This window comes from Rhodophyticola sp., assembly GCF_965284195.1.
Classification (GTDB): domain Bacteria; phylum Pseudomonadota; class Alphaproteobacteria; order Rhodobacterales; family Rhodobacteraceae; genus Rhodophyticola.
Genome location: NZ_CBDIRM010000001.1, coordinates 1,994,825 through 2,012,398, shown reverse-complemented (window position 1 = coordinate 2,012,398; position 17,574 = coordinate 1,994,825). Strand labels below are relative to the sequence as shown.

17 protein-coding genes are annotated in these 17,574 nt (G+C 64.8%); 9 read left to right on the top strand and 8 right to left on the bottom strand.

Annotated elements, in window-relative coordinates; translation table 11 throughout:
- Positions 1-22 precede the first annotated feature (22 nt).
- Positions 23-301: a DUF3572 domain-containing protein gene (locus ACQ651_RS10015; RefSeq protein ID WP_430449184.1), complete on the top strand. Its 279-nt coding sequence runs from the start codon at positions 23-25 to the stop codon at positions 299-301.
- A gap of 27 nt (positions 302-328) precedes the next feature.
- Here the strand turns inward: ACQ651_RS10015 and ACQ651_RS10010 are convergent, their stop codons facing one another.
- Positions 329-784: a MarR family winged helix-turn-helix transcriptional regulator gene (locus ACQ651_RS10010; protein WP_227285198.1), complete on the bottom strand. Its 456-nt coding sequence runs from the start codon at positions 782-784 to the stop codon at positions 329-331.
- 84 nt (positions 785-868) lie between these two features.
- Between ACQ651_RS10010 and ACQ651_RS10005 the strand changes: the two genes are divergently transcribed.
- From ACQ651_RS10005 to ACQ651_RS09975, 7 genes are all read left to right on the top strand, one after another.
- Complete coding sequence (locus tag ACQ651_RS10005) at positions 869-1,567, top strand: HAD family hydrolase (protein WP_227284800.1); 699 nt, start codon at positions 869-871, stop codon at positions 1,565-1,567.
- A 108-nt stretch (positions 1,568-1,675) separates the two neighbouring features.
- Positions 1,676-3,235, top strand: a complete 1,560-nt coding sequence (locus tag ACQ651_RS10000) for a trimethylamine methyltransferase family protein (protein WP_430449183.1) — start codon at positions 1,676-1,678, stop codon at positions 3,233-3,235.
- An 89-nt stretch (positions 3,236-3,324) separates the two neighbouring features.
- Positions 3,325-3,912: a heme NO-binding domain-containing protein gene (locus ACQ651_RS09995; protein ID WP_227284796.1), complete on the top strand. Its 588-nt coding sequence runs from the start codon at positions 3,325-3,327 to the stop codon at positions 3,910-3,912.
- Complete coding sequence (locus tag ACQ651_RS09990; protein WP_430449182.1) at positions 3,909-4,928, top strand: diguanylate cyclase domain-containing protein; 1,020 nt, start codon at positions 3,909-3,911, stop codon at positions 4,926-4,928. The genes ACQ651_RS09995 and ACQ651_RS09990 overlap by 4 nt, the downstream gene beginning before the upstream one ends.
- 49 nt (positions 4,929-4,977) lie before the next feature.
- Positions 4,978-6,210, top strand: coding sequence for an MFS transporter (locus ACQ651_RS09985; protein WP_227284794.1), 1,233 nt, complete (start codon positions 4,978-4,980; stop codon positions 6,208-6,210).
- A gap of 82 nt (positions 6,211-6,292) precedes the next feature.
- Entirely contained in the window at positions 6,293-7,747 is a 1,455-nt protein-coding gene (locus ACQ651_RS09980) for an aldehyde dehydrogenase family protein (protein ID WP_430449181.1), read from the top strand.
- A 9-nt stretch (positions 7,748-7,756) separates the two neighbouring features.
- Positions 7,757-8,503 carry an SDR family oxidoreductase gene (locus tag ACQ651_RS09975; protein ID WP_227284790.1) on the top strand — a complete coding sequence of 249 codons (747 nt, stop codon included), beginning with the start codon at positions 7,757-7,759 and terminating at the stop codon, positions 8,501-8,503.
- A gap of 39 nt (positions 8,504-8,542) precedes the next feature.
- Here the strand turns inward: ACQ651_RS09975 and ACQ651_RS09970 are convergent, their stop codons facing one another.
- The 6 genes from ACQ651_RS09970 to ACQ651_RS09945 all read right to left on the bottom strand — a co-directional run bounded on the left by ACQ651_RS09970 (position 8,543) and on the right by ACQ651_RS09945 (position 14,831).
- Positions 8,543-9,490, bottom strand: coding sequence for a hypothetical protein (locus ACQ651_RS09970; RefSeq protein WP_430449180.1), 948 nt, complete (start codon positions 9,488-9,490; stop codon positions 8,543-8,545).
- On the bottom strand, positions 9,487-10,797 hold the full coding sequence (locus tag ACQ651_RS09965; protein WP_227284787.1) for a TRAP transporter large permease: 1,311 nt from the start codon (positions 10,795-10,797) through the stop codon (positions 9,487-9,489). The genes ACQ651_RS09970 and ACQ651_RS09965 overlap by 4 nt, the downstream gene beginning before the upstream one ends.
- Before the next feature lie 4 nt (positions 10,798-10,801).
- Positions 10,802-11,338 carry a TRAP transporter small permease gene (locus ACQ651_RS09960; protein WP_375551900.1) on the bottom strand — a complete coding sequence of 179 codons (537 nt, stop codon included), beginning with the start codon at positions 11,336-11,338 and terminating at the stop codon, positions 10,802-10,804.
- Between the two features lie 81 nt (positions 11,339-11,419).
- The gene (locus ACQ651_RS09955) at positions 11,420-12,403 is read right to left on the bottom strand and encodes a TRAP transporter substrate-binding protein (protein ID WP_430449179.1); all 984 of its coding nucleotides are present in this window, start codon (positions 12,401-12,403) and stop codon (positions 11,420-11,422) included.
- Between the two features lie 47 nt (positions 12,404-12,450).
- Complete coding sequence (locus tag ACQ651_RS09950) at positions 12,451-13,698, bottom strand: NAD(P)/FAD-dependent oxidoreductase (RefSeq protein WP_227284784.1); 1,248 nt, start codon at positions 13,696-13,698, stop codon at positions 12,451-12,453.
- Positions 13,695-14,831 carry an enolase C-terminal domain-like protein gene (locus ACQ651_RS09945; RefSeq protein ID WP_430449178.1) on the bottom strand — a complete coding sequence of 379 codons (1,137 nt, stop codon included), beginning with the start codon at positions 14,829-14,831 and terminating at the stop codon, positions 13,695-13,697. The genes ACQ651_RS09950 and ACQ651_RS09945 overlap by 4 nt, the downstream gene beginning before the upstream one ends.
- Positions 14,832-14,926: 95 nt before the next feature.
- Here ACQ651_RS09945 and ACQ651_RS09940 point away from each other — a divergent pair, with 95 nt between their 5' ends.
- Complete coding sequence (locus tag ACQ651_RS09940) at positions 14,927-15,841, top strand: LysR substrate-binding domain-containing protein (protein ID WP_430449177.1); 915 nt, start codon at positions 14,927-14,929, stop codon at positions 15,839-15,841.
- A 4-nt stretch (positions 15,842-15,845) separates the two neighbouring features.
- Here the strand turns inward: ACQ651_RS09940 and ACQ651_RS09935 are convergent, their stop codons facing one another.
- Positions 15,846-17,537: a thiamine pyrophosphate-binding protein gene (locus ACQ651_RS09935; protein WP_430449176.1), complete on the bottom strand. Its 1,692-nt coding sequence runs from the start codon at positions 17,535-17,537 to the stop codon at positions 15,846-15,848.
- Positions 17,538-17,574: the final 37 nt, after the last annotated feature.

Sequence of the window (17,574 nt, the reverse complement as noted above, 5' to 3'; positions counted from 1 at the left end):
ACGTTAAGGTCAACTTCTCTCCATGCAGCAAGAATCCGCCGAAAAAATCGCCATCGACACCCTGGCTTGGCTTGCCGCGGATCCCGATCTGTTCGGGGTCTTTCTGGGCGTAACCGGTGCGTCCGTTTCGGATGTCAGGGCCCAGGCAGGAGATCCGCAGTTTCTGGCCGGCGTTCTGGATTTCGTCATGATGGATGACGCCTGGGTCATCCGCTGCTGCGACGCCCAGGACATGCGCTACGAAACCCTGGCTCAGGCGCGGGCCGCGCTGCCCGGAGGCGACTTGCCGAACTGGACATGATGAGCGCCGACGATCCGGCCGGCGGCGTCAGTCGAGCGGGTCATCCCCTTCTCCGCTGCGGAGTTTCGCCAGAAGCCGGGTCAGTTCCACGCGTTCCGACGCAGACAGCTTCTCGTTGAAATGCGCCATGTTTTCCGAACAGATCGGCATCGCGGCGCGCATTCTTGTCCGGCCCTCGGGCGTCAGCGCAACTTCGGTCGTGCGCCGGTCCTGACGGCCGATGCTGCGGGCGATCAACCCTTCATCCTCCAACTGCCGCAGGGCGCGAGACGTCGCGGTGCGGTCGATGCCGACGAAGCTTGCAATCTCGGAGGGGTTTTTCAGCCCGTCTTCGGCCACGGCCACCAGAATACACCATCCGACCCGCGTCAGGCCGAAAGCGCGCAATCCTTCTTCCACCCGACGCTCGATCAACCTTGCGGTTTGCGAGGTGTGGAAACTGATGCTTTCATGAAGCCCGAAACGAGGTTTTACGCCATCCATACCGTCCACAATGGCTTTCTTGTTGCATATTGGTCAAGACACAGTCACCCCGGAGCCTGAAAGTCAATCGGGGCGGGCGCGGAAATGATCGCGGGCATTCTTTTCGACAAGGACGGCACGCTGTTCGATTTCGAGGCCAGCTGGTCCGGCTGGGCGGCGGATGTTCTGGTCGAACTGGCGGGAGGTGAGGCGGCGCTGGCCTCCGATCTGGGCGCGCGGATCGGCTTCGATATCGAAAAGGCGCGATTCCGGCCCGACAGCGTGGCCATTGCCGGTACGCCCGACGAAACGGCCCGTGCGCTGCTGCCCGGCCTGCCGGGTTGGGAGCTGTCGCGGCTGAACGCGTATCTGACAGTGGCTGCGGCGGAGGCACGGATGGCAGAGGCGGTGCCGCTGGCACCTTATCTTGCAGGGCTCAGGGCGGCCGGGCTCCGGCTCGGCGTGGCCACCAACGATGCGGAGGCGCCCGCGCGCGCGCATCTGGCCGCGGCGGGCGTTCTGGACGCGTTCGACTATGTGGCGGGTGCCGATAGCGGCTATGGCGCCAAACCCGATCCGGGCATGTGCCTGGGGTTTGCGACCACACTCAACCTGCCGCCCGGGCGTGTGGTGATGGTCGGCGACAGCCGCCACGATCTGCATGCCGCTGCGGCCGCCGGGATGGTGGGCGTGGGGGTGCTGACCGGCATGGCAACCGCCGCCGATCTGGAGGATCTGGCACATGTGGTTCTGCCCGATATCGGGTATATCCCCGGGTGGCTGGACGATACGCAGGCCCGATAGGCCCGCCGGTCGCCGGAATGCGACGCGATCGGTCGCTAACTGAAAACTTCTGGCGGCCCCGGCGGGGTCAATCTTGGCCTTGCGACCACGCGCGGGGAGATGCCGAAGATGACCGCTGAAACACCGACACGCCGCCGCCGCACGGGCGGCCGCAAGGGCCATGCGGACCGCGCCGGATATGCAGCCATCGACCAGATGCCCTGGCGGCTGATCCGGAATACCGACAGGCCGACCGAACCGCTTGACGAAGATGGGGTGCAGGCGATCCATCGCGGAGCCATGCATATCCTCGGCCAGATCGGGATCGAGTTTCTGAACGAGGAAGCGCGCAGGATACTCGGCAGGGCGGGGTGCAGGATCGAGGGCGAAAATGTCTTCATGGACGAAAGCTTCGTGATGGAGATGGTGGGCCACGCGCCCGCAAGCTTCACCATCACGCCGCGCAACCCCGAGCGGCAGCTGATCATCGGCGAGAACGTCCTGACCTTCGGCAACGTCTCCTCCCCACCAAATGCCTGGGACCTGGAGCGCGGCAAGAGATCGGGTGATTTCGAGACCTACAAGGAGTTTCTGAAGCTTACCCAGTACTTCAACTGCATCCACTTCGCCGGCGGCTATGCACCCGAACCGATCGATATCCACCCCTCCGTGCGCCATCTCGACTGCCTGTATGAAAAGCTGACGCTGACCGACAAGGTCCCTCATGCCTATTCGTTGGGGGCGGAGCGGGTCGAGGATGTGATGGAGATGGTGCGGATCGCCGGGGGCCTGACCCATGCGGAATTCGACGCGACACCGCGGATGTATACCAACATCAACTCCGTCTCGCCCCTGAAACATGACCACCCGATGCTCGACGGGGCGATGCGGTTGGCCCGGCGCGGCCAGCCCACGGTTGTCACACCCTTCACGCTTGCCGGCGCGATGGCACCGGTGACGATGTCGGGCGCTGTTGCGTTGTCGCTGGCCGAGGGGCTCGCGGCGATTGCGCTGCTGCAATACATCAACCCGGGCTGCCCCGTGGCCATCGGCACCTTCACCTCCAATGTGGACATGAAATCCGGGGCTCCGGCCTTCGGAACCCCCGAATACATGCGCGCGACGCAGATGACCGGGCAGATGGCCCGGTTCTACGGGCTGCCGATGCGCTCGTCCGGGGTCTGTGCCGCCAATGTGCCGGACGGGCAGGCCATGTGGGAAACCTCGCAAAGCCTCTGGGCGGCGGTGCAATCGGGCACCAACATGGTCTATCATGCGGCGGGCTGGCTGGAGGGCGGTCTGATCGCGAGCCCGGAGAAATTCGTCATGGATTGCGAGGTGTTGCAGCAGATCCAGCGATATTTCGAGCCGGCGCTCTGGGCCACCACTGAGGACGAGATCGGGCTCGATGCGATCCGCGAGGTCGGCCATGGCGGCCACTACTTCGGCTGCGCGCATACCCAGGCCCGCTATCAGACCGCGTTTTATCAGCCCTTCCTGTCAGACTGGCGGAATTTCGAGGCATGGCAACTCGAAGGCAGCGTCTGGACCGCTGAGCGGGCGCATCGGATCTACAAGCGGATACTGGATGAGTTCGAGGCGCCGCCGATGGACGACGCCATTCGCGAAGAATTGCAGGCCTTCGTCGCCCGTCGCAAGGAAGAGGGCGGCGCACCGACCGATTTCTGACGCCGGACCACCGCGTCGACCGCCATGCCAACGCTTTCTTTACGGTTTTCAGCGTATGCCATTGCGGATGGCTTGCGGGAAGGATTGCCATGCATGGTCTTGTCAATCGGGCGTTGCAGGAGTTTGTGAAGGATACCTATGGCGCGGATATCTGGGGCGAAGTGCGGGATCAGGCAGCCTTGCCCTTCGACGAATTCGAATCGATGCTGCATTACGACATCCGTTTGACGAAACTGACGATCGATGCGGCCTCGGCCGTGCTGCACAAGGACGCCGCGTCGTTGCTGGAGGATGTGGGAAGCTGGCTTGTCTCGAACCCGGCGCAGGAATCCATTCGCCGCTTGCTGCGGTTCGGCGGCACGACATTCCTGGATTTCCTGCAATCCCTGGAGGAGCTTCCGGGCCGCGCACGCATGGCGCTGCCCGATCTGGATATGCCCGAAATCGTATTGCAGACCGACACACCGGGCCGCTTCAAGCTGGAAATCAGATGGGCCCTTGACGGCATGGGCTCGGTTCTTCTGGGCGCCTTGCGGGGCATGGCGGATGACTATGGCGCGCTGGTGGTGCTCGAAGCGGAGCCTGGCCGGGAAGGGGCCGAGATTGTCGTGATCGATCTGCTGGATGCCCAGTTCGCCGCCGGCCGCACCTTCGAGCTGGATGCGCAAATGCGATGACCAGTCCCCAACACATCCTTCCCGACCCTCTGATCGGCCTGTCCGGCGCGGCGCTCGACCGGTTGATGCCGCTTCACGTCTGGCTCAGCCCGAAGGGGCAGATCGTGCGCGCCGGGCCGACATTCCGCAAGATGGTGCGGGAGGCCGATATCATCGGCGGCAGCATCTTCGACCTGATGAAGCTGAAACGCCCGCGTCTTGTCAGCAAGCTGCCCGATCTGATGGCCTTGCAGGGCCAAAGGCTGACGCTGATGCTGAACACGGCGCCGCATCTGACATTGCGCGGAATGGTGGTTGCCCTGCCCGGCGACAGCGGCGCCTTCATGAATATCTCGCTTGGGGTATCATTTGCCGAGGCGGTGGCCGAGTGGCACCTGACGCTTCGCGATTTCTCGCCCTGCGATCAGACGGTCGACCTGCTTTACCTGCGCGAGGCGAGTGCCCTGACCTCGCACGAATCGCGGATGCTGACCGAACGTCTGGAAGCCGCACGGATCGTGGCCGAGCAGCAGGCGCTGACCGACATGCTGACCGGGCTCGCCAATCGGCGGGCGATGGACACGGCGCTTGCCCGAACGCTCAGCAATCCGCAGGCGCGTTATGGCCTGATGCACATGGATCTGGACTATTTCAAGCGCGTCAACGACACGCTTGGCCATGCCGCGGGCGACCATGTGCTGGCCCATGTGGCAAAGGTGCTGCGCTCCGAAGTGCGCCGCGGCGATATCGTGGCGCGCGTCGGCGGCGACGAATTCGTACTCCTGTTCCGCGATTGCGACGACCCCGACCTTCTCGACCGGATCGCGCAGCGCCTGATCAGACGGCTGGAACAACCGACCGTTTTCGAGGGCAAAACCTGCCGCATATCGGCCTCGATCGGGACGACATTGTCGAGCTATTACACCAAACCGACGGTCGATCAGTTGCTCAGCGACGCCGATCAGGCGCTCTACGCCTCCAAAAACAGGGGCCGGTCGCGGCATACATTCTACACACCGGATCTCGCCCCCGGCTGAGGCGCCGCGCCGGTGGACAAGGCCGTGGCGCGGGCCTAGCGTCGCAGCCATGGGACCCGGGGATTTTCACGACAGCCGATACTCGTGGCTGCGGCTGGCCATCACGTTGCTGATCGCCATTGTCGGGAATGTCGGCATGTGGGCGATCATCGTCATCTTGCCGGCGATCCAGTCGGAATTCGGTGTCGACCGGTCCGCCGCGTCGTTGCCCTATGCCGCCGCGATGGTCGGTTTCGCGCTCGGCAACCTGGTGATCGGATGGGCGGTGGACCGGTTCGGCATCAGCCTGTGCCTGATTGCGGCGGCCATAGGCGTTGCCCTATCCTTTGCGTTTGCGGCACTGACCGGCTCGGTGCTGATGCTGTCGATCGCGCAGGTGATCGTGGGCTTTGGCTCGGCCACCAGTTTCGGCCCGCTGATTGCCGACATATCGCATTGGTTCCTGCGCCGGCGGGGGATCGCCGTGGCGGTCGCGGCAAGCGGCAACTACCTTTCGGGGGCGATCTGGCCGTTCCTTCTTGCCGGCGTTCTGGAGGAGCAGGGCTGGCGGGTCGCCTATCTGCTGCTGGCCGGCGTGGTCTTGCTGGTAATGCTGCCGCTGTCGCTTCTGCTGCGCCGGAGCGTGCCCCACATGCCCGCGAATGATGGCGTGATCGCGGTGCCGGGGCGGGCCGGGCGCGTCAGCTTCACGCCCGGGCAGTTGCAGATGCTGCTGGCCGCCGCCGGGATCGCCTGCTGCATGGCCATGGCGATGCCGCAGGTCCATATCGTGGCGCTATGCGTCGATCTGGGATATGGGCCCACCGTGGGCGCCGAAATGCTGTCGCTGATGTTGCTGGGCGGGGTGGCGTCGCGGCTGGTCTCGGGCTTCGTGGCCGATCTGCTCGGCGGTGTGCGGACGCTCCTGATCGGGTCGGTGTTGCAGTGTATCGCGCTGTTCCTGTTCCTGCCGTTTGACGGGCTGGTTTCGCTCTACCTTGTCAGCCTTGTCTTCGGCCTGGCCCAGGGCGGTATCGTGCCGAGCTACGCGATCATCGTGCGGGAATACATGCCCGCACGGGAGGCCGGCGCGCGGGTGGGCGCCGTGATGATGGCCACAATCATCGGTATGGCACTGGGCGGCTGGATGTCCGGCTGGATCTACGACATGACCGGCAGCTATCAGATGGCCTTCATCAACGGGATCGTCTGGAATTTCCTCAATATCGGGATCATGGTGCTGATCTTGCTGAATGCAAGCCGGGGCGGGCGCAGGGCGGCGGCGGCGATATCCGCCCCGTGAGCCGGGCCCTTTGGTGTTGCGCCCGGCGGTGCGGCTGGCCATTCTTGGCGCGACACGCGGCCATGATCGGGGGAGGGATAGGATGAGCTTGCGGCCTCTGGGCATTGACCCGTCCCGGTGTTTCATCGGCGGAGCATGGCGCCCGCCGGTGGCCGGTGACACGCTGCCGCTTCATTCGCCCTCCGACGGGTCGGAGCTTTGCCGGATCGCGCGGGGGCAGGCCGATGATGTCGATGCAGGCGTAGCCGCGGCACATGCGGCGCTGTCCGGGCCATGGGGCCGTGCGACGGCCGCGGAGCGGGGCCGGATCTTGTACAAGATCGGGCAGACGGTTCTGGAACATATCGACGAGTTGGCGAGACTGGAAGCGCTGGATGTGGGCAAGCCGTTGAAACAGGCCCGCGCGGATGTGGTGGCGCTGGCGCGCTACATGGAATTCTACGGTGGCGCGGCCGACAAGCTGCATGGCGAGACGATCCCCTATCTGGATGGCTACACGGTCTACACGCTTCGCCAGCCCCATGGCGTGACGGGCCATATCATTCCATGGAACTACCCGATGCAGATCATCGGGCGTTCGGTTGGGGCCGCGCTTGCCGTGGGAAATGCCTGCGTCCTGAAACCGGCGGAGGAGGCCTGCCTGACCGCGCTTGCCTTTGCCGAGATCGCACGGGCCGCGGGGCTGCCGGACGGGGCGTTGAACGTGGTGCCCGGACTGGGCGCCGAGGCGGGGGCCGCGCTGAGCGGGCATGCCGGGGTTCATCACATCTCCTTCACCGGGTCGGTGGCGGTGGGCCGGCTGATCCAGCAGGCGGCAGGGCGGAATGTGGTTCCGGTGACGCTGGAGCTTGGCGGGAAATCCCCGCAACTGGTGTTCGACGATGCCGATCTGGACGCGGCGATGCCGTTTCTGGTGAATGCGGGGATCCAGAATGCCGGGCAGACCTGTTCGGCCTCGTCGCGCATTCTGGTGCAACGGCGTGTCTACGACCAGGTCGTGGACCGCATGGCCGAGCGATACGCCGCCTTGCGGACCGGTCCTGCCTTGTCGGATCTGGATCTCGGGCCGCTGGTGTCCGGCCGGCAGAAGGAAATCGTCGAGGCATTCCTTGACAGCGGCGCGGATCTGGAGATGGCCGCGCGGGGACAGATCATCGACGATGCGCCGACCGGCGGTGCCTATGTGGCCCCGGTGCTGTTCGCGGGCGTCGCACCCATGCATCGGCTTGCGCAGGAGGAGATCTTCGGCCCGGTGCAGGTGATCATCCCCTTCGATACCGAGGAGGAGGCGCTCGATATCGCCAATGGCACATCCTTCGGGCTTGTCGCTTCCGTCTGGACGGAAAGCGGCGCGCGCCAGATGCGGCTGGCAAAGCATCTGCGCGCCGGGCAGGTGTTCCTGAACAATTACGGAGCGGGCGGCGGTGTGGAACTGCCTTTCGGCGGCACGGGCCTGTCGGGTCATGGCCGCGAAAAGGGGTTCGAGGCGCTTTACGGCTTTTCCACGCTGAAGACGGTTGCGGCGCTGCACGGATAGGAGACATTCATGCGACTGAATGAGAAAACGGCGATCGTGACCGGCGGCGCGTCCGGCTTCGGGGCCGGCATCGCGCGCAAATTCGTGGCGGAGGGCGCGCGGGTGATGATCGCCGATCTGAACAAGGACATGGCCGACGAGCTTGCAGCGGAGCTTGGAGAGGCGGTCAGAACGCGGCGGACGGATGTGGCCGACGGTGACAGTGTGGCCGAATTGAAAACCGCCACGCTGGAGGCCTTCGGCCGGATCGACATTCTGGTCAACAATGCCGGGATCACCCATCTGCCGACCCCGCTGGAAGAGGTCGAGGAGGCCGCGTTCGACAGGGTTTTCGCGGTCAACTGCAAATCGGTCTATCTGACCGCGAAGCATATCGTGCCGGTGATGAAGGGGCAGGGGGCGGGGGTGATCCTGAATGTCGCCTCCACCGCCGGGGTCAGTCCGCGGCCGCGGCTGAACTGGTACAACGCCTCCAAGGGCTGGATGAACACCGCCACCAAGGCGATGGCGGTGGAGCTTGCGCCGACGGGCATCCGGGTCAACGCGCTGAACCCCGTGGCCGGTGAAACGCCGCTTCTGAAAAGCTTCATGGGGGAGGACACGCCCGAGATGCGGGCGAAGTTTCTGGCGACGATCCCCCTGGGCCGGTTCTCCACCCCCGAGGATATGGGCAATGCGGCCTGCTATCTGTGTTCGGACGAGGCCAGCATGATCACGGGCGTCTGTATGGAGGTGGATGGCGGGCGCTGTATCTGAGCGCGTGGCGCAACCCGGGTTGCCCGGCCGCGGGCCATGTCATCCGGTTGCCGGGGCCAGACGGTAGAGCCGCGGCAGCAGCATCGGCGTCAGATACATGGGCAATTGCCAGCAGGCGATGAAGATCATGATCGGCCCGGTCACTTCGGGCGGAAGGGCGATCAGAAACAGGGCGATGTTGCGATTGCCCGCCGCCAGCGCCAGCGGGCCCGAGACGGCGGCGAGCCGGGAGCGGTGCAGCGCCAGCAGGACGATGGCCTGCAATCCGAAGGACAGCGCGAAGGCGGCAAGGGCCCAGAGCAGGGCAAGACCGGGATCGGCCCTGAGCAACGGGCCGAGTGCCGCCATCAGGCCCACCACAATGATCGCGAAAAACAGGATCGCAGCTCCGTCCATCGCCCTGATCTGCCCCGCATCCGGGTTCGGCAGCAGCCAGCGTCGCAGCCCGAAACCAAGCGCCGCGGCCCCCAGAATGATCGCCAGCGTGCGCAAGGCCACCCCGGCCAGAGCCACCGGGCTGATGGCCACGGGGACGGCCATCAACACGGGGATGATCGTCAGCGGAAAGATGGCCGTGCCCAGGATCAGGAATTGCATCATCCGGGCCGGATCCTGCCGCAGGATGATCGCCAGAGAGGCGCCGCCGGAAATGGTCGGCGCCGCGCAGGCCAGTACAAGCGCCAGCGCCAGCGCCGTGCCCGACAGGCCGAGACCTGCCGCCGCCGCGATCATGATGAGCGGCAGTGCCAGTTGCAGGATCAGCACCGCAGGCAGGCTCCAGCGGAGATCGGCAAAGGCGCCGAAGGCCGCGCGATGCCCGATCCGGAAGGCGGTGACCGTGAGCAGGACCGCCACCATCTGCGGCAGCCATGGCTGCATGGCGGCGGCAAGACCGGGCAAGGCCAGACCCGCGACCAGCCCGGCGACCAGCGTCAGGCGTCCGTGCCGGGCGAAGATCTGCAGCGCCCGACCGGTCCACCGGATCATTGCGGCCCTTGTCGGAGATTTTCGGGCAGCCAGAGCGCCAGATCGGGGAACCAGATCAGCACGAAGCACATCAGCACCATGATCATGAACATCGGCAGCGCGGATTTGGCGATATAGCCCATTTCATGCCCGGTCATACCCTGCAGCACGAACAGGTTGAAGCCGATGGGCGGCGTGATCTGCGCCATTTCCACGACGACGATGACGAAAATCCCGAACCAGATCAGGTCGATCCCGGCCTCCACCACCATCGGCTCGACGACCGCCATGGTCAGCACGACCGAGGAGATGCCATCAAGGAACATGCCCAGAATGATGTAGAAAACCAGCAGCGCCATCAGCAGTTCGAACCGGCTCAACTCCAGCGCGCCGATGCCGTCTGCAAGCGCGCGGGGCAGGCCGGTGAAGCCCATGGACAGTTTCAGGAACGCTGCACCCGCAAGGATCAGCATGATCATCGCGGAGGTGCGGGTGGCCCCCATCAGGCTTTCGCGGAAGCTGTTCCAGTTCAGCGAGCCCTGACCGGCGGCCAGGATCAGCGAGCCGATCACGCCGAAGGCGGCGGCTTCGGTCGCGGTGGCGATGCCGGTATACATGGAGCCGATCACCACGAGGATCAGGCAGATCACCGGGATCAGGAAGCGCGAATTCTTCAGCTTGTCGCCGAAGCTCATCGCGGTCTCCATGGTGGGGGCCCATCCTTTGGAGATCACCGAATAGGCGGCGACGTACCCCATGAACATCAGCGCCAGAACGAGCCCCGGGAGCACGCCGGCAAAGAACAGCTCAGTGATCGACTGGTTGACGGCCACGCCATAGACGATCAGCGCCAGCGACGGCGGGATCATCAGACCGAGGGTCGCGGCACCCGCCAGCGTCCCGATCACGATATGCTCGGGGTATTTGCGCGCCCTGAGCTCGGGGATCGACATCTTGCCCACGGTGGTGAGCGTCGCCGCCGACGAGCCCGAGACGGCTGCAAAGACCGTGCAGCCCACGATATTGGTATGAACCAGCCCGCCCGGCAGTCGCGCAAGCCATGGGGAAAGGCCGCGGAACATGTCTTCGCTCAGCCGTGTGCGATAGAGGATTTCCCCCATCCATATGAAAAGCGGCAGCGCGGTCAGCGTCCAGCTCGACGAGGTGGCCCAGATCGTGGTGATCATCGTGTCGCCCACCGGCCGCGAGGTGAAAAGCTCCATCCCCACCCAGGCGACGCCCATCAGGGCGACCCCGACCCAGACGCCGGTGCCCAGAAGCAGGAAGAGAACGAAGAGAAAGAGGACGATGGCGTAAATCTCTGTCATCGGATCACTCCCCGAAGCTCTGATCGACGATGTTGCTGCCGATGCGGTGACTGCCCTTGAACAGAACCGCGAGAAGGTTGTCGGCAAAGGCGATCAGCAGGATCCCACCGCCCACCACCATCACCGATTGCGGGATCCAGAGTGCTGTGGCGTCCTGTGCCTGGCTGACCTCGTTGAATTTCCAGGACCAGTAGACGAACCAGTAGGCGTAGTAGACGAAATAGGCGATGGTCGCGGTTGCGATGGCAAAGCACCAGACCTCCAGCATCCATTTGATCTTCGGGGGAACCGCGTTCAGCAGGATCGACACGCGGATATGCGCCCCGCCATTGAGCGCGCTGGCGAAGGCCAGGAAACTGGCCGCCGCCATCATGTAGCCCGCGTAATTCGGCGCGCCGGGAAAGATATCACCGACCCACCGGGCCACCATCTGTGCCACGATCAATAGAAGGATCGCGATCAGGCAGAGCGCGGCCGCCACGCCGGACGCCTTGTAAAGCCAGTCGAGGAAAGAGCGGATCACACCGTGCGTCTCTGCCATGGGTCAGCCTTGTCTTGAGGACCAGAGAATACCACCGGCGCGCCGACGGATCGGCGCCCCGGTGGGACCAGGATAGTGCGGCTACTGTGCGGCGGCCGCGGCTTCGCGATAGGCCTCGACGATGGCCCGGCCTTCGTCGCTGGCGGCTTCCAGCCATTCATTGGTCATCGTCTCGCCGATGGCGCGCAACTCCCCCATCAGCGCCTCGCCCGCGGGTTCGACGGTCATGCCGCCCGCGCGCAGACCGGCCAGCGTGAAGCCGGTGTATTCCCGCGCCCGCCATGTGCCGGCATATTGGGCCAGGCCCGCGCAGGCGTTGATGACGTTCCGGTTCGCCTCGGAGGTGTCATTCCAGACATCGGCGTTCACCATCACGTAATTCCGCGGCAGCCACGCATCCACCTCGTAGAAATGGCTGAGGCTTTCCCAGACGCGGCGGTCATAGCCGGTGGCGCCCGACGAGACCATCGACGAGGCGACGCCGGTCGCGAAGGCCTGGCTGATCTCGGCCGCTTCGATCGTCACCGGCAACATGCCTGTCAGTTCGGCAAGACGGTTCGTGGCATTGTTGTAGGAGCGGAACCGGATGCCCTCCATGTCGGCGACCGAATTGATTTCCTGATTGAAATAGAGACCCTGCGGCGGCCATGGCACAGAATAGAGCAGGTGCAGGTTCTGGCTTGCCAGAAGCTCGGTGATGGTCGGCTCGGCGGCTTCCCACAGCATGTCGTGCTCATCGAAGGAGCCGACAAGGAAGGGGATCGAGTCGAAGCCGAACAGGGCATCCTCGTTCTGGTGGCCCGACAGGAGCCGCTCGCCGATCTGGACCTGACCGGTCTGGATCGCGCGTTTGATATCTGCACCCGCAAACAGCGAGCCGCCCGGATGGGTCACGATCTCGATCTCGCCGCCGGTGCCGGTGGTCACGCATTGGGCGAACTCCGCCCCGGTCACCGAATGGAAGTTGGACCCGGAATAGGCCATCGGCATATCCCAGGTTTCGGCGCTGGCAGGCACGGCCAGGATCGCGGCCAGCGCCGCTGCGGTCAGGGGTAGGGTTTTCATCTCTCGTCTCTCCTTGTTGAGTGATTTTTTGGTTTTGTTGTGGTGCGTCATGAGGCGAACCGTGCTGGATCATAGGGCGCCATGTCCAGATTGGGCTTTTGTCCCGTCATCAGCTGCGCCAGCAGACGCCCGGTTTTCGGCCCGCCCGTCAGGCCGATATGATGGTGGCCGAACCCGACATAGACGCCGGTGCCACCGACCTGCCCGATCAGGGGCAGGCTGTCCGCAGGGGCCGGGCGATGGCCTTGCCATTCCACCTCGGCCTTGGCCTGCAACCGGGGGAAGGCTTTCGCCACCTCCCGGCGCAGAAGGGCGAAGGGCGCGGCGGAAGGCCCGGCCTCCAGCCCGCCGAATTCCACCACGCCGGCACATCTGAGACCCGCCGCCATGGGCGTCGCCACGAATTTGCCCGCCGCCACCATGATCGGCATCGCCGGACCGCCCGTCGCGCCCTCGTAGACTACGTGATAGCCGCGTTCGCTTTCCAGCGGGATCGTCAGCCCCAGTCTTTTCATCAGCGGTTTCGACCAGACGCCGGTGGCCAGGACCACATCGGTGCAGGGGATCGCGCCGGTCGTGGTTTCGACCGCACGGACCTTGCCGTCCGCAAAGCTGAAATCCCTGACATCGGCCTTGCGGAACGTGCCGCCGAGCCGCTGAAACTCCTCTGCCAGCGCCATGACATAACCACCGGGATCGCGGATGAAACCATGGTCCTTCATCACCGCAAGGCAATCGACGGCGGGGCCCAGATTGGGCTCGTAGTCGCGGGCGGCTTCACCTTCGAGTATCTCGGGTTCGAACCCGGCCTCGCGGCGCAGGTCCCAGACATAGCTGTCGGCGTCGAACGCGGCACGGGTTGCATAGGCGAAGGTGTAATCGCTCTCCACCACCCAGTCCGCCGCGCCCGTCCCCGCGCTGAGCGCCTTGTGCTGATCGGCCCCGTCGCCGACGATCGGGGTCAGCCCATGGGCGATGCGGCGGGTATCCGCGTCATTGGCATGGGCCAGATACTTCAGCAGCCAGGGCAACAGTTTCGGCAGGTAGGACCAGCGCAGAAACAGCGGAAAATTCGGATCGAGCGCATATCGCGGGCCCTTCCGGATCAGCCCCGGCACCGTCACCGGCACCATCGAGCAATTGGCCAGCACACCGGCATTTCCGTACGAGGTGCCTTGCCCCGGCGCGTCCCGGTCCAGCAGGGTCACCTGAACACCCGCGCGGCGCAGCCAGATCGCGGTGGAAACGCCGACGATACCCGCGCCGACGACAATCGTGTGCGCCTCCGCGGTCATGCGGCCAGCCCCGAGCGATTGATCGAAAACCGGGCCAGCGCGTCAGGGTCCACATCCGCGCCCAGACCCGGGGTATCGGGCACCACCACCTGCCCGTCTTCGACCGCGAAGGGCGTGGAGAGTATATCCTCCCTGAGGAAATAGCTGGCCTGATAGAACTCGCATCCAAGGGTAATCTCGGGTGTCGCCGCGATCATGTGGGTGCCGGCAAGGTGGGCGAGGCCGCTTTCGAACATGTCGCCGCCATAGGCCGACATGCCGACGGATTGCGCCATGCGCGCCACCGTCTGGGCACGGGCCAGCCCGCCCGATTTCATGATCTTGACCGACACGCCATCGGCCAGCCCGAGGGCGGCGGCTTGCATCATGTCTTCGGGCCCGAAGACGGACTCATCGGCCAGAAGCGGCGCGTCGATCGCGTCCCTCAGGCGGGCCATCAGATCGCGCAGATGCGCCTTGACCGGCTGTTCGATGAAACCGGGCCGGAACCCGGCGACATCGCGCAGGCAGGCCATCGCCGTGTCGTGATGCAGGCCCTGATTGTAATCCACGCGGATATCGAACTCGGGGAAATCCTTGCGCAGCCGTTCCAGCCGCAGAATGTCGAAGGCGTGATCCCTGAAGCCCGCCTTGAGCTTGATGATCCGGACCCCGTCATCGCGAAGCCGTTCCATCAGTCGCAGGTCCTTGTCGAAATCCGGATCGGCAATGGAGCAGGAGAGCGGGATGCGATCCCTTGCGCGCCCGCCAAGCAGCGCCCAGACCGGAACGCCCGCGATCCGCGCGCGCAAATCGTAAAGCGCCGTGTCCAGCGCGGCCTTGGCCTCGGTACAATGGGCGACGGCGGCCTGCGCCTCGGCCATGATCGCGGGATGTGCGCCCACCGGCAGCCCGATGACAAGCGGGCGGATGTAGCGGTCCAGCGCGGCGAATGACGCTTCGGCCGAACCGGTGAAGACGACCCAGGGGGAGGCCTCCCCATACCCGTATTGGCCGCCTTCTGCGCCAAGCCGCAGCACGACGATCTCGATCGCGTGTTCGACCGAGCCGATGCCGTGGTCGCGCCGCGCGTTCACCGGCAAGGACAGATGCCAAAGGGCAAAGTCCGTGATGATCTGGGTCTGGTCCGTCATGCATCCCCCTGCGGCAAAACCGTGCCAATGCAGGATCATCATTTCAAATACGGAATTGTGGTAAACTCATCATAAAAAATGTTACGCATGTGGTTATGTCCATTCGATTCCGCCAGCTTCAGGCCTTCCACGCAATCTACGAAACCGGTACGGTAACGGGCGCTGCGGCGCTACTGGGCATCTCGCAGCCCGGCATTTCCAATCTTCTGGCGCAGCTTGAGCGCGAAACCCGGTTCCGTCTGTTCGAGCGGGTCAAGGGCCGGCTGATCCCGACGCCGGAGGCCGGCGTCCTGTATCAGGAGGTCGATACGGTCGTGCGCGGGCTGGACCATGTCTCCCAAGCGGTGGTCGATCTGCAGAACAAGCAGGGCGGGCAGCTTCAGGTCGCCTCCCAACACGCGCTGTCCTTCGGGTTCATGCCGAAGCTGATCGCCCGGTTCGCGCAGACCCGGCCGGACATGTCGATCTCGTTCCAGTCGCAATACTCCTCCAAGATCCAGGAATGGGTCATGGCGGGCCTGTTCGAGATCGGTATTTCCGAAATGCCTCTGCTCTACGACGCGTTCGAGCATCACCCGCTGGCCGTCGAAACCCTGGTGGCGATGCATGAGGATAATCCGCTGGCCCGGCACGCGGTCTTGACGCCCGCGTTGATGGAGGGGGAGCCCTTCATCGTCATGGGCCCCGATCACATGACCCATCGCCGCACGCGGGAGGCGTTTCATACCGCAGGCGTGCCGTGGCGGACACGCATCCACACGCATCTGTTCAAGAACAAGCTCAGCTTCGTGAAAGAGGGGATGGGCGTTGCCATGCTGGACCCGTTCGCGCTGGATTTCGACGAGGGTGGCGGGTTCGTGACCCGCCCTTTCCGTCCGCGCATCATGATGGATCTGGTGGTCATCACCTCGCGCGCAAGGCCGCTTTCCGCGCTTGGACAGGAGTTCCTGACACTTCTGCTGGCCGAGCTTGCGCCCTATGCGACCGCACCGGAACCGGCCGCGGGCTAGGCGCCTAACCCATCCAGCGGCGGACCGGGGCGGCGGCCTCCTCCAACGGTTGCGAGATCACGTCGACCAGTGTCGGGCCGTCATGGGCAATCGCCTCTTTCAATACGGTATCCAGCTTGTCGGGGTCCTCCACCCGCCAGGATTTCACCCCATAGGCGGCGGCCACGGCGGCGTGATCGACACGCCCGAAATCCACATTGTAGTAACGCGCGCCCTTGTCGGCCATCTGGCTGGCCTTGATCCAGCCGAAATTGGAATTGGAAAACACGATATAGGTGATATTCGCGCCGGCGCGGGTCACGGTCTCCAACTCGCCGCAGGTGAAGCCGAAGGAGCCGTCGCCCATCAGGGCCACGGTCTTGGAAGAGGGCCGCCCGTACCACGCACCAAGAGACGCGGACAACGCATAGCCCAGAGCGCCGTGGGCACGGTTGGTGATGAAGAAGCGGCCCGCCAGAGGCTGTTGGTAATAGGCGGAAAAATACGGGCAACTGGTGCCCGGATCTGACAGGATGGTGGCATCCTCCGGCAGCAGGCGGTTCAGCGTTGCGACCACGCGTTCGGGGCGGATGGGCGCCTGCGAGCTTTTGGCAAGCGCATCGAACCACGCGAATTTCCGACCCTTGAGATGGGCCACCGCCTTGGCCCCGCCAAATGTCGCCAGACCCTGCCGGCGTTTGTCGAGTGCGGCATTCAACGCCGCGAGCGACAGGCGCAGATCGCCCACCACGCCCACCTCTGTCCGGTAATTCGCGCCGATCACCATCGGGTCATTGTCGAAATGCACGATCCGCGCGCCGGGTTTCGGGGCCTCCCATCTGGCGGTCGTGGTGGAGCCCGCGCGGCAGCCCATGAAGACGACCAGATCGGCCCCCTCCATCGCCTCCCACGTCTCGTCCGTGCCGCCGTTCGAGCCGACCACGCCCAGAGATTGCGGATGCGAGTCGGCCAGCGCGCCCTGGCCCGAGATCGAGGTGGCGACCGGAATGTCCAGCCGGGCGGCGAGCCGGGCCAGTTCCGCCATGGCGCCCGCAATCACCACCCCGCCGCCGCACACGATCAGCGGGGATTTCGCGGACAGGATCGCCTCCATCGCCGCGTCGACGGCGGCGGGTTCAGGGGCTTGCGGATAGGCCGGGTAGCTTCGATGTTTCGGATCGGCCCAGATATCGGCCGGGTCCACCGGATCGTACTGGATGTCATAGGGCAGGCCCAGATGCGCCGCCCCGGCCCGGCCCGTGGTCATGGCGCGGAAGGCGGCGCGCAGCATGCGGGGAATATGGGCGGCCTGCACGATCACCGTGTTCCATTTGGTCAGGGGCCGCATCAGTGCGGCCTGATCGACCTCGGTCAGCGGATACTTCCCGTAGCTGCCGACGGAGATATCCGTGGTGATGCCCAGAACCGCGTAGGAGCTTTCCGACGCCTCGATCAGCCCCGGCAGGATATAGGTGGCGCCGCCGCCGGAGGGCCCTTCGGCCACACCGGGGCGGCCGGTCACGCGGGAATAGGCATCGGCCATGTATGTGGCGGAGCGTTCGTCGCGGGTCAGCACATGGGTGATGGCGCCGCCATGGGATCGCATCGCATCGTAAAAGGGCAGGGACGTGTCGCCGCAAAGGCCGAAGATATGCTGGACGTCATGCGCCTTCAGCATCGCAACCAGTGCTTCGGCCCCGTTCATTGTGTTGGTCATGGCACACGTCCCCCTTCCAGCCTGCATTTCATTCTGT